This is a genomic window from Proteus vulgaris (assembly GCF_011045815.1).
GTDB classification, from domain to species: domain Bacteria; phylum Pseudomonadota; class Gammaproteobacteria; order Enterobacterales; family Enterobacteriaceae; genus Proteus; species Proteus vulgaris_B.
Map to the genome: position 1 here is coordinate 2,907,048 of NZ_CP047344.1, position 11,919 is coordinate 2,918,966.

Here is an 11,919-nt window from a genome sequence, read left to right on the forward strand (position 1 = left end):
TTGAGGGGCATATGGAAAAAAAAGTTGTCAATATAGAGTATGAAATCGCAGCATTAAAAGTAGTATTAAAAGCATTGTTATTGACTTTAACAGACAAACAAAAAGAAGTCGCAATTCAAGATATAAACAAAACCGTCAATGATGCCTACATTAATCATCCTCAATACAAAGATGTTATAAGCAAAACAGAACAATATATAAAAAAAATGATCTAAAAATCTGGCGCTATATCATCCACACACCTCTTTTTATTATTATTTATCTTGAGGTAAATTATATTAGCGCCTTTAGAAAATTAAAATCATCTTAAAGAAAACATAATCAATGATTGATTGACTATAAGAAACAAAATAGAAAATATTCTACAATCTATTAAAAATAAAATAAATGAGTTTACTCTTTATAAATAGTCTGCTTTTTATAAAATTTTTTTATTTTTTAAATGGATTTAGAAAAATTATTATCATATTGATACTTAGTCAATGATTGGTTAACTGATTGAGTAAATATTTTATCAATATTGAATAAATATAGAATTATATATATCTTTTTTATTTTATCTATGCGTCTAACGAGTAAAAACTTACCACCTTAGACACATGACTTATGGAAGTATCTCGATATTAATGATGCACAAGATTGAATTTTTGTACTGATAATTGTAATTCTTCGGTCTGTCTTTCTAATGAAATGGCCGCTGCTGAGACCTGTTCAACCAAAGAGGCATTTTGTTGCGTCACACTGTCCATTTGAGTAATAGCAACACTTACTTGACCAATACCTTTACTTTGTTCCTCTGATGCAATAGTGATTTCTTTCATTATTGAAGTGACCTGTTTTACTCCTGTCAAAATATCTTCCATTGTTTTTTCCATATCACTCACTAAACAGGCACCTTTTTTCACTCGTGTCGTTGAGTCAGCAATAAGTACTTCAATCTCTTTAGCGGCTTTTGCGCTATCTCCCGCTAAATTGCGCACTTCATTTGCCACTACCATAAAACCTCGACCATGAGCGCCAGCCCTAGCCGCTTCTACCGATGCATTTAGTGCAAGTATATTTGTTTGAAACGCTATATTATTGATAACATTAATAATATCAGCAATTTTGCTTGAACTATCAGAGATCCCATCCATCGTTGTGACGACAGATTCAGCTAACTCATTACCTTTTTCAACAGTGACTGACGCCACTTCAGCTAATTCTCTTGCTTGGTAAGCATGCTCCATATTTTGATTAACCGCAGCGGTAATTTCTTCCATACTTGCGGCTGTTTGCTCTAATGCCGTCGCTTGTTCTTCAGTACGAGATGCCAAATCATTATTCCCTTTCGCAATTTCAGATGCACCTCGATAAATGCTGTCACTTCCCTGACGGATAGTGCTCACTGCCTCATGTAAGCTATTTTGCATTCCATTTAATAATGGTATTAATCGCCCTGCACAGTTATTACCAAAATGCTCTAGTGGTTGACTAAGATCACCCCCTGTAATTTTTACAAAATGCTGGCGAATACTTTCTAATGGTTTTTGTAACATAGACACCAAGTAACGGTCGGTGAGAATAAGAATAATCCCACCTAAAATTGCGCTAATAAAAATAACAACTTGAGTTATTTCAATAAGTTCATCAACCTCTTCTATCGTTCTATCAATTTTTATATTTGCAATTTGATTAAATTTTTCAGTAATGTCACCAAATTCGCGACTTAATGCAGGAGTGACATTTCTAGCATGTTGCTCATATTCTTCAATAGTGCCATTTAATGCGAGTGCCATTTGTTTTCTAACTCCTTGTTCAAAAAGAGCTAACCAAATCTCCATCAATTCTTGAGAGATATTTGCATCCATAGGCCCTGGAGAAACCGATTTCATATATTCGATCTGTTTTTCCATGTTCTCCATTGCGATTTGAGCTTGTGCAAAGTCAACTTCTTTACCCTCTGCTTTTTGTTCTACCAAACGATTAAGCCGTGAAGTAAAACGAAAGTATTGGTCATTTCCCTGACTAAGTGCGGCCATTTGCTTTATTATTTGATTATCAGCCTGATTGCCTTCAGATATTTGTGATAGTGACCATGCGCTATAAAGACTCACACCGCCAAATAACACACATAAAGCACCCAGTATTACTATCATCATCATACGAATAGTAATGTTACGAAGTTTCTGCATCGAATTTCTCAACTAGCAAGATAAAGTAATCCCAATAGGGCGTAATGTACTCTTATCGACACTTTTTCAATTTATTTTAATTTTTTACTAATTTTTTTTATAAATTGATTTTTTATTTTCTATACATAAAAAGGGTTAGTTAAGGTAAGCAAAAATGTTACTTATGTATCATTTTTTTGTAATTCTAAGAAACGAATATATATATATTAAAATCAATAAGTTAAAAAACATCAATTTTAAAAAAAGTAATGAGTGTTAATATTTATTAACTATGTTAAAAATAAAAAGCCAATCTATAGCTTATTGTAATGTATTCATATAAGTATAAATATTATCGTTTAATCACCCTACTAATTTAATGATTTAATAACAATTACTTAAGAGTAATTTTAGTCTAGTTTGCCTTGACCCGTAAACAAAAAAATAGATAATGACTAAGCCAATGTACTCTATGAAGAGATCTTTATGTATAATAAATTTAAAGATAATAAAATTAGAATTTTTTATATATTTATTTGTTTATTAATTATTTTTTTGTGTTTTTATTTTCAAGATAAAATCATCGATATAAATAAAAATATGCTAATATTTTCATATTATGCATCTGTAGCCACCATTATTGCTTTAATTATCTCGATTATGGAAATTTTCTATAACATTAAGATCACGAAAAGTATTAAAGAACAATCTTTATTTAATTTAACACGATTTAAAGATTCAACAGGACTAAGCTTTGCTCATGAATGTGCTTCATATTATGATTCATGCTTAAATGATCTTGCTGCAAAAAAGTATCCTTTATTAGTTGCTAACTTTACTATTGCAAAAAAGTTACATATCAGCCTTGCAAATCATTTTATGACAGATAACGATTTGCAACATTTTCAAAATGAAAAAGAACGACTTAATAGCTTAGAAAAGAAAATAATAGCAACTCGGCATACTAATGCATCAAACCCTTTAGGAAATGCTCAAATTAGAGAGATCCAAGAGGCAATACTAGAAACAAAACATAGCTTTGAATCAAAATATACATTCAAAAAATCAGAGAGTTAATTTATGTTACCATTTCCTATTGTGAATTTTGTAAAACAACTGATTACCGAAACCCAAAATAAAGAAATACAATGGCGCTATATTTCAGATGATGATACGGTTAAATCACATCACCAAGGAAGAAATATAAATCTAAACTATGCATTTGATTACAATCAAGAAATAAGTGTTTATAGGCTAAATATAGAACAAACTGATGGTCGGATTTTTTTCTTTGCGATTTCTGAGTATGATGCGGGCTACACATTATTAAAACAGCTTTATAATGAAGCTCAAGCATCAGATTTTGATTTTTAATTATGATATTTGGAGCGGGCGAAGGGAATCGAACCCTCGTATAGAGCTTGGGAAGCTCTCGTTCTACCATTGAACTACGCCCGCACTTGATTTTGCTGATTATACGCCCCCTTTATTGAACAGCAATCCCCTTCTTATTCAAATGATTATTTTGTCATCATAAAAAATATAATGTTTTGTTATTAAAAGTAAAAAAGCCACCTTTCAGTGGCTTTATCAATAACTTATTTTTTGCTAAATAAATGATTTACTTAAAATAATAATTATTTATTAGGGCGCATTGCCGGGAATAAAATGACATCACGGATAGTATGGCTATCTGTAAATAACATTACCATACGGTCAATACCAATCCCTAAGCCAGCTGTTGGCGGTAAACCATGTTCTAATGCCGTAATATAGTCGTGGTCAAAGAACATCGCTTCAGCATCACCAGCTTCTTTTTGGCGAACTTGATCTTCAAAACGCTCTGCTTGATCTTGTGCATCATTAAGCTCAGAGAAACCATTACCAATCTCACGACCACCAATAAAGAATTCAAAACGGTCAGTGATAAATGGATTATCGTCGTTACGACGAGCTAATGGTGAAACTTCTGCCGGGTATTCAATGATAAATGTAGGTTGAATTAAGTGACTTTCTGCAATTTCTTCAAAAATTTCACACTGAACACGGCCTAAACCCCAGCTTTTCTCAATCTTAATACCAATAGATTGAGCAATAGCAACTGCTTTATCCATATCATCAAGATCAGCCATAACAGTTTCTGGACGATATTTGCAGATAGCTTCTTTCATGGTTAATTTGGCAAATGGTTTGCCAAAATCAAATTCTTGGTCACCGTATTTCACTAACGAAGAGCCCAGTACATTTTCAGTTAATGTACGGAATAATTCTTCCGTTAATTCAATCAAGTCACGGTAATCTGCATACGCCATATAGAGTTCCATCATAGTGAACTCTGGGTTATGACGCGGTGATACCCCTTCATTACGGAAGTTACGGTTGATTTCGAATACGCGATCAAACCCACCCACAACTAAACGTTTTAAATATAACTCAGGTGCAATACGCAGATACATATCAATATCTAACGCATTATGATGAGTAATAAACGGACGTGCACTTGCTCCACCAGGAATGGTTTGCATCATTGGCGTTTCAACTTCCATAAAACCTTTGTTCACCATAAATTGACGGATACCCGCCATAACTTGTGAACGAATTTGGAAAGTTTTACGTGATTCTTCGTTAGAAATCAGGTCTAAATAACGCTGACGATAACGCATTTCTTGGTCAGCTAAACCGTGGAATTTATCCGGTAACGGGCGCAGTGCTTTAGTTAATAAACGCACTTCTGTACAGTGAACACTTAATTCACCTGTTTTCGTTTTGAAAACACGACCACGAGCACCTAAGATATCGCCAAGATCCCATTTTTTAAATTGCTCGTTGTAGATACCTTCTGGTAAATCATCACGAGAAACATAAAGCTGAATACGACCACCCATGTCTTGCAATGTAGCGAAAGATGCCTTGCCCATAATACGGCGAGTCATCATACGACCTGCAATAGCAACTTCCACATTCGCTGCTTCTAACTCTTCTGCACTCATTGCATCATACTTTTGATGTAATTCGTCAGATAATGCATCTCTGCGGAAATCATTTGGGAATGCGTTTCCATTATCACGTAAAGCGGATAATTTTTCGCGGCGTGTTTGCAGTTCGTTATTTAAATCAGGTGCCTGCTCCGCACCTTGTTGCTGTTGCGACATGTTTTTCCTCACAGGCCCGCTTTTAAGCTAGCTTCAATAAATTTATCAAGATCACCGTCTAACACTGCTTGTGTATTGCGTGTTTCCACACCAGTACGTAAATCTTTAATACGTGAATCATCAAGAACATAAGAACGAATTTGACTACCCCAGCCAATATCGGATTTATTATCTTCCATTACTTGCTTGTCTGCATTTTTCTTCTGCATTTCTAGCTCGTATAACTTCGCTTTCATCTGCTTCATTGCCTGATCTTTGTTCTTATGCTGAGAGCGATCATTTTGGCATTGAGTGACAAGACCTGTAGGAACGTGGGTTATACGTACCGCAGATTCTGTTTTGTTAACGTGCTGCCCACCCGCACCTGAAGCACGATAAACATCAATACGTAAATCAGCTGGATTGATTTCAATATCAATATTGTCATCAACTTCTGGGTAAATAAAGGCAGAACTAAATGAGGTATGGCGACGGCCACCTGAGTCAAATGGGCTTTTGCGAACTAGGCGGTGAACACCTGTTTCTGTACGCAACCAACCATAAGCGTACTCACCAATAATTTTGATAGTCGCTGATTTTAATCCTGCAACATCACCGTCAGATTCTTCAATAATTTCCGTTTTAAAGCCTCTTGATTCAGCCCAGCGTAAGTACATGCGCATCAGCATACTTGCCCAATCTTGCGCTTCTGTACCACCAGAGCCAGCTTGCAAATCAAGGTAGCAATCCGCACTGTCATATTCACCAGAGAACATGCGACGGAATTCTAATTGCTCAAGCTTTTTATTTAACACATCTAATTCAGCAATGGCTTCGTTAAATGTCTCTTCATCATCAGCTTCAACCGCTAGTTCAAGTAAACCAGAAACGTCTTCTAGTCCTTGGTCTAATTGGTCAATAGTTTCTACGATAGCCTCAAGAGATGAACGCTCTTTTCCCAATGCTTGCGCCCTTTCTGGCTCATTCCACACATCAGGTTGTTCTAATTCAGCGTTAACTTCTTCTAAACGCTCTTTCTTGGCATCATAGTCAAAGATACCCCCTGAGAACATTTGTTCTTTCAGAGACTTCTTCAATTTGGTGTTTTACTGGGTTGATTTCAAACATGCTTTTTCGTCTTTATGTTGTTTTCAAAAACAATTGGAATAAATTTTGAACCGCATATTGTAACGGATATATCCACGGGTTTATAGCATTTATATACAATTGTCTACTCAATAGTTGTTGCCATAACAACGCTTTTACTTTATATCACAATAAATTGCTTAAATTATTCGAATTAACAAGGCCAAATGTGCTCAACAAGTAATTGTGCATTTCTTTGCCCTCTAAATTCATTCACATCTAATCGATAAGCTAATTCAACTGTTTTAATACTGTTATCAGGCCAAATATTGATATCAACATTAAATGCAATAGCATCAATCATCAGATGACTATTTACAGGCTGAAGCATCATTTTTAAATGTTTACTCCCTACAATACGCTGTTGCAACAACATAAATTTGCCGTCAAATAATGGCTCAGGGAAAGCTTGCCCCCATGGGCCTGCTTCTCTTAGCATTTCAGCAATAGGTAGCGATAATTGATTTTCTGTTAGTTCACCATCAGATAAAATAACACCTTGCAACTGCTCGTCAGAAACCAATTCAGACATTAAAGACGAAAAATGACGCTGAAATAGCGGGAATTTATCTTCTTCAAGTGAAAGTCCTGCCGCCATTGCATGCCCACCAAATTTAAGCATTAATCCAGGATTTAAAGTATTTAATCGTTCTAGTGCATCCCTAAGATGTACACCACTGATTGAACGGCCAGAACCTTTTAATAAACCATCACCGCTGGGTGCAAAAGCAATAACAGGACGATGTAATTTTTCTTTAATACGAGACGCTAAAATACCCACAACACCTTGATGCCATTCAGGATGATAAATCGCTAAGCCATTCGGCAAGTCATGTTGAGTGCCCATAAATTGGCGGAAAATAGAGGAGGCTTCTTCTTGCATACCCGCTTCAATTTCACGACGCGTTTGATTTAAACCATCAAGTTCATTAGCAATTTCACGCGCAGAGCCAATATTATCCGTTAGAAGCAGAGCAACGCCTACTGACATGTCATCAAGACGCCCCGCCGCATTTAAACGTGGCCCTAAAGAAAAGCCTAAGTCACTACTTACCAGCTGAGATAGCTCCTTACGAGAAACTTCAGTAAGTGCTTTTATCCCTACACAACAGCGACCAGCTCGAATACGACGTAATCCCTCATAAACAAAAATGCGGTTATTTTCATCAAGAGGAACGACGTCTGCCACCGTTCCTAATGCAACTAAATCGAGAAAATCAGCCATATTTGGACGTGCTAAATTGTGTTGCTCAAACCAACCTAATTTTTCTAATTCAGCTCGTAATGCCGTCATTAAATAGAAAGTAACACCAACACCAGCTAATGATTTAGATAAGAAATCACAATCAGCCAAATTAGGATTAATAATCGCATCAGCAGCTGGTAATGTTTGCCCCGGCAAATGGTGGTCTGTTACTAGGACTCGAATACCGTATTCATGGGCAGTCTCCACACCTTCAAAAGATGAAATGCCATTATCAACAGTGATAATGAGATCAACCCCTTTTTTTGCAACATCATGAACAACTTGAGAGCTTAAGCCATAACCATCATCAAAGCGATTGGGAATGTGATAGCTTACTTGTTTAAATCCCATTTGGCGTAATGCTTTGATGGCCAGTGCTGTACTGGTTGCACCATCGGCATCAAAGTCACCGACAATCACGATACGAGATTGCTGTTTTAAAGCCTCAATGAGCAATGTAAGTGCTGTTTCAATTCCAGTTAATGCTTGATAATGAAGTAAGCCTTTTAACGAGCGTTCTAGTTGAACTTCAGATGTTATTCCACGATTAGCATAAATCTGTCGTAATAAAGGATCTAAGTTATCCGGCAATTGAGTTGCCTGTGCAATTCGACGACGTAGTGTCGGTTCAATAGTGACCATAAAACGTGATTACTTCTCTTTTTTATCTAATAATTCAATAAGGTTTTGAGCAGAAATATACCCGCCATAAATACTCGCATTAGGTAACACAATAGCAGGTGTACCTTGAATTCCCATCATGGTACCTAATTTAAAATGTTCATTAATATTAATTTTTTTACATTCATCAATGGGAATAATTTTGTCACCTTTAAATGCACTGTCTAATGATTTATTAGGGAAGCCGCTACACCACACAGCATTCATTTCTTTACTCACTATATTATTGCCAACACCATTACGAGGAAATGCTAAATAACGTACTGTTATCCCTTGTTTATTTAACTCAGGTACTTCTTGGTGAAGTTTTTGACAGTAAGGACAACTAATATCAGTAAAAATGGTGATCACATGGCGTTCATTACGCGCTTTATAAACGATCATTTCATTTTTAAGTGAATCTACTTTTTTCATAATAACTTGATTGGCAATACTAACAGGTTCACCACTGCTGATATTATAAATAGGGCCTGCTGTTAGGTATTTACCATCGTCAGTTATATAAAAAATACCTTTATCTGATAACACTGCATTTAATCCAACAATCGGGGTTGGTTGAATGCTTTCTGCTTTAATTTGCATTTTAGCCAGTTGTGCTTCAATAGAAGCATTGTCAGCAAGCACAGGCATTGACACCATACTTAATAGTATTGGCAACCAGAGTAATTTCTTTTTCATTTAAATTCCTATTTAATGCCAGCGTGTTGATGGCTATCCCCTTGGATGATGTTGCTGATGAAGCACTTTCAAGCGCTCTGTTGCAACATGGGTATAAATCTGTGTTGTAGAGAGGTCACTGTGCCCCAATAACATCTGTACAACACGCAAGTCTGCTCCATGATTTAAAAGATGTGTTGCAAATGCATGGCGCAACACATGGGGTGATAACTTTTCAGTATCAATTCCAGCAATCACAGCATAATGTTTTATCCGATGCCAAAAAGTTTGTCGTGTCATTTTTTGCCCTCTTAGGCTAGGAAAAACGATATCATCTGTTTTTCCTTGCATTAAAGTGGGTCTTCCATATTGCAGATATTGTTCTAACCAGTAAATAGCCTCTTCCCCTAAAGGGACTAATCGTTCTTTATCACCCTTACCGATCACTCTTAATACACCTTGCCGTAAGCTGATATCAGAAAGAGATAATCCCACTAATTCAGAAACTCGAAGTCCACAGGCATAAAGCACTTCAAGCATTGCTTTATCTCGTAATTCTAATGGCTCATCAATACAAGGCGCATTAAGTAAATCATCCACTTGCCGTTCACTTAAATCTTTAGGTAAACGTTTTGGCAATTTTGGGGTTGAGAGTAATGCACTAGGATCATCTAAGCGTAATTTTTCACGATAAAGGTATTGAAATAATCGACGCATTGTACTGAGCAAACGAGCAGCACTGCTGGCTTTATAGCCTTCATCAAGACGCGTCGCGAGAAAAGATTGTAAATCCAAGGTGGTCACAGATAACCAATCCGATTGATGATGTATAAGCCATTGACCTAATGCTTGTAAATCTAAGCGATAAGAACTGAGTGTATTGGCTGATAATCCTTGTTCTAACCAAATATTGTCGAGAAATTGCTCAATGATAATATCTGTATCTTCATGAGTCTGCGTTGTTTTTTTTATCGATAATTTGGTTTGTGGCACAGTCTTACTCTCCTGCTCTTTAGTTTATTGCCTTTACATTATGCCTTATAAAACTTTTTTTCTGATACAATAGTGACCTTTATTGGCAAAAATATCCTAAAAATCTTTATGAAAATTGGTCTATTTTACGGTTCTAGCACCTGTTACACCGAAATGGCGGCAGAAAAAATTCGTGATATTCTCGGTGAAGAGTTCGTTGATCTTCATAATGTTCAAGAGTGTGATATCACGCTTATGGAGCAATATGACATTCTTATTTTAGGTATTCCCACTTGGGATTTTGGCGAAATCCAAGAAGATTGGCTCAACATTTGGGAAACATTGCCAACATTAAATTTAAAAAACAAACTTATTGCGATGTATGGAATGGGTGACCAAGTCGATTACAGCGAATGGTTTCTTGATGCACTAGGTATGCTTTACCATCATTTATTGCCAAGTGGCGTTAAATTTATTGGGTTCTGGCCTGTTGATGGATATGAGTTTGTCAGTCCAAAACCATTATCAGATGATGGTAAGCATTTTGTTGGTCTTGCATTAGATGACGTTAATCAATTTGAAGAAACCGATGAACGTTTATCACAATGGTGTATGCAAATTTTACGTGAAATAGAAGAAAAATTATAAATAGGATGCCCAGAGATTAAATATCTGGGTATTGCATTAACAATTGAGAAAAATTACGCCATTCATTTTCAGTCATACTATCAAAAGCGACCCATAACGTGATTTGTTTTTTATTCAAAATAGAGGTCAGCGTTATTCGAGTACCAAATCGACTAATCCAGGGACGCTTTGTAATTTGCCACTCATGAAGTTTCCATTGCACTCGATTACCATTCAGTAAAGCAAAATCACCTTTGATTCGACTAATATTTTTTTGCGTAAAATACCAGCCTCCAATCAAAAATAGTAACAAAGGCACCCAAATATAAATAAAATCGGGAGGCCATGGATATAGCAATAAGCCTATTTCAAAAGCAACATAGATTGCTGTTGAAAAGAGTTGTGTAAACCATGACACTGTAAGGTGCGATTTCCATAAGATCACGAGTTATATTAACTCCTGCTTTAGTTCTATACCGATATAAATAACGTTAAAGAATAACCTATTTATAATGTAACTTCTTTTTTAACCTTGTAAATAGTTTACCTTACATTTTAGATTTAATTTTTTATTATTTATGACTTTTTTATATTTAATCAAAAAAAATTTTAATAATAAGTACGTAATCTTTATTCTTTTTAAATTGCTGTTTTAATAAAATAAGCATACCTGATTTACTAAATACTCAGAAGATAATCATGAAAAAAGATCATTTAAACGATGATTTATAGAGATAACACGCACTTTTATCGCAAACCTGTTTTTTATTTCATCACATTTTAGAGCATAACTAATGTTATTTTTATATAAAAATAAAAAACGCCTTTATTAGATAATAAAGGCGTCTTTATAACCAATAAAAATTATTATTTAGCCTATCGCTGATTTTATACGTTTTTTTTATTAATATTTATCAACGATCTCTGCCATTCTCGCCCGATTACGCTCTTGGATTAACTTCACCATATAATAGAGCGATTCATCGTCAGGACGACCATGATTCATTAACCAGTTAAATAAATCAGGATCTGCACATTCGAGTAAACGAACAAAAAGCGCTTTATCGTTATCAGATAACGTATCGTACTCATTTTCGAAAAAAGGCATGATAGAAATATCTAGCTCGCGCATTCCACGGCGACATGCCCAGTTAATTCGTGCTTTATTCTCTATATCGATAGTCATACTCTGCTCTTTACATTGTTCAAATCAAGAAATACTACGATTTCTTCCTACCTCGATGATAGTCTTATCACGAAATTTTTAACATCAAAATGATCACAGTTTGCAGGTTTCGTCTCATAG

12 protein-coding genes and 1 tRNA gene are annotated in these 11,919 nt (G+C 35.5%); 4 read left to right on the forward strand and 9 right to left on the reverse strand.

Annotation, left to right across the window (positions count from 1 at the left end; genetic code table 11):
* Window positions 1-11: 11 nt before the first annotated feature.
* Window positions 12-215, forward strand: a complete 204-nt coding sequence (locus GTH24_RS13795) for a hypothetical protein (protein ID WP_115350648.1) — start codon at window positions 12-14, stop codon at window positions 213-215.
* Between the two features lie 408 nt (window positions 216-623).
* On the opposite strand, the gene GTH24_RS13800 is transcribed toward GTH24_RS13795, so the two are convergent.
* Window positions 624-2,174 carry a methyl-accepting chemotaxis protein gene (locus tag GTH24_RS13800; protein WP_072069220.1) on the reverse strand — a complete coding sequence of 517 codons (1,551 nt, stop codon included), beginning with the start codon at window positions 2,172-2,174 and terminating at the stop codon, window positions 624-626.
* Window positions 2,175-2,639: 465 nt separating this feature from the next.
* Between GTH24_RS13800 and GTH24_RS13805 the strand changes: the two genes are divergently transcribed.
* Together GTH24_RS13805 and GTH24_RS13810 are read left to right on the forward strand one after the other, a co-directional pair.
* Window positions 2,640-3,230 carry a hypothetical protein gene (locus GTH24_RS13805; protein ID WP_072069221.1) on the forward strand — a complete coding sequence of 197 codons (591 nt, stop codon included), beginning with the start codon at window positions 2,640-2,642 and terminating at the stop codon, window positions 3,228-3,230.
* 3 nt (window positions 3,231-3,233) lie between these two features.
* Window positions 3,234-3,527, forward strand: coding sequence for a hypothetical protein (locus GTH24_RS13810; protein WP_072069222.1), 294 nt, complete (start codon window positions 3,234-3,236; stop codon window positions 3,525-3,527).
* A 10-nt stretch (window positions 3,528-3,537) separates the two neighbouring features.
* On the opposite strand, the gene GTH24_RS13815 is transcribed toward GTH24_RS13810, so the two are convergent.
* The 6 genes from GTH24_RS13815 to xerD all read right to left on the reverse strand — a co-directional run bounded on the left by GTH24_RS13815 (window position 3,538) and on the right by xerD (window position 10,007).
* Window positions 3,538-3,611, reverse strand: a tRNA-Gly gene (locus GTH24_RS13815).
* A gap of 179 nt (window positions 3,612-3,790) precedes the next feature.
* Entirely contained in the window at window positions 3,791-5,305 is a 1,515-nt protein-coding gene (lysS, locus tag GTH24_RS13820) for a lysine--tRNA ligase (protein ID WP_164526534.1), read from the reverse strand.
* A gap of 8 nt (window positions 5,306-5,313) precedes the next feature.
* Window positions 5,314-6,412, reverse strand: a protein-coding gene (gene prfB, locus GTH24_RS13825; protein WP_099074846.1) for a peptide chain release factor 2 whose coding sequence is annotated in 2 segments (ribosomal slippage) — window positions 5,314-6,336 and window positions 6,338-6,412 — 1,098 coding nt in all. Because the reading frame shifts where the segments join, the coding sequence is not laid out codon by codon here.
* A gap of 172 nt (window positions 6,413-6,584) precedes the next feature.
* Window positions 6,585-8,318 (reverse strand): single-stranded-DNA-specific exonuclease RecJ, encoded by a 1,734-nt coding sequence (recJ, locus tag GTH24_RS13830; protein ID WP_072069224.1) that lies wholly within the window; start codon window positions 8,316-8,318, stop codon window positions 6,585-6,587.
* Window positions 8,319-8,327: 9 nt separating this feature from the next.
* Entirely contained in the window at window positions 8,328-9,035 is a 708-nt protein-coding gene (gene dsbC, locus GTH24_RS13835; RefSeq protein WP_072069225.1) for a bifunctional protein-disulfide isomerase/oxidoreductase DsbC, read from the reverse strand.
* A gap of 33 nt (window positions 9,036-9,068) precedes the next feature.
* Window positions 9,069-10,007, reverse strand: coding sequence for a site-specific tyrosine recombinase XerD (gene xerD, locus GTH24_RS13840; protein ID WP_115350651.1), 939 nt, complete (start codon window positions 10,005-10,007; stop codon window positions 9,069-9,071).
* A 108-nt stretch (window positions 10,008-10,115) separates the two neighbouring features.
* Here xerD and fldB point away from each other — a divergent pair, with 108 nt between their 5' ends.
* Window positions 10,116-10,634, forward strand: coding sequence for a flavodoxin FldB (fldB, locus tag GTH24_RS13845; RefSeq protein WP_072069344.1), 519 nt, complete (start codon window positions 10,116-10,118; stop codon window positions 10,632-10,634).
* Between the two features lie 16 nt (window positions 10,635-10,650).
* Here fldB and GTH24_RS13850 read toward each other — a convergent pair whose 3' ends face one another.
* Both GTH24_RS13850 and sdhE read right to left on the reverse strand, forming a co-directional pair.
* On the reverse strand, window positions 10,651-11,058 hold the full coding sequence (locus GTH24_RS13850; protein ID WP_072069227.1) for a protein YgfX: 408 nt from the start codon (window positions 11,056-11,058) through the stop codon (window positions 10,651-10,653).
* 459 nt (window positions 11,059-11,517) lie between these two features.
* Entirely contained in the window at window positions 11,518-11,793 is a 276-nt protein-coding gene (gene sdhE, locus GTH24_RS13855) for an FAD assembly factor SdhE (protein ID WP_036938885.1), read from the reverse strand.
* Window positions 11,794-11,919 lie beyond the last annotated feature (126 nt).

Excerpts from the sequence above, each read along its gene's own strand:
- GTH24_RS13795 (WP_115350648.1), top strand. The coding sequence starts at position 12 with ATGGAAAAAAAAGTTGTCAATATAGAGTATGAAATCGCAGCATTAAAA.
- GTH24_RS13800 (WP_072069220.1), bottom strand. The coding sequence starts at position 2,174 with ATGCAGAAACTTCGTAACATTACTATTCGTATGATGATGATAGTAATA.
- GTH24_RS13805 (WP_072069221.1), top strand. The coding sequence starts at position 2,640 with ATGTATAATAAATTTAAAGATAATAAAATTAGAATTTTTTATATATTT.
- GTH24_RS13810 (WP_072069222.1), top strand. The coding sequence starts at position 3,234 with ATGTTACCATTTCCTATTGTGAATTTTGTAAAACAACTGATTACCGAA.
- lysS (WP_164526534.1), bottom strand. The coding sequence starts at position 5,305 with ATGTCGCAACAGCAACAAGGTGCGGAGCAGGCACCTGATTTAAATAAC.
- recJ (WP_072069224.1), bottom strand. The coding sequence starts at position 8,318 with ATGGTCACTATTGAACCGACACTACGTCGTCGAATTGCACAGGCAACT.
- dsbC (WP_072069225.1), bottom strand. The coding sequence starts at position 9,035 with ATGAAAAAGAAATTACTCTGGTTGCCAATACTATTAAGTATGGTGTCA.
- fldB (WP_072069344.1), top strand. The coding sequence starts at position 10,116 with ATGAAAATTGGTCTATTTTACGGTTCTAGCACCTGTTACACCGAAATG.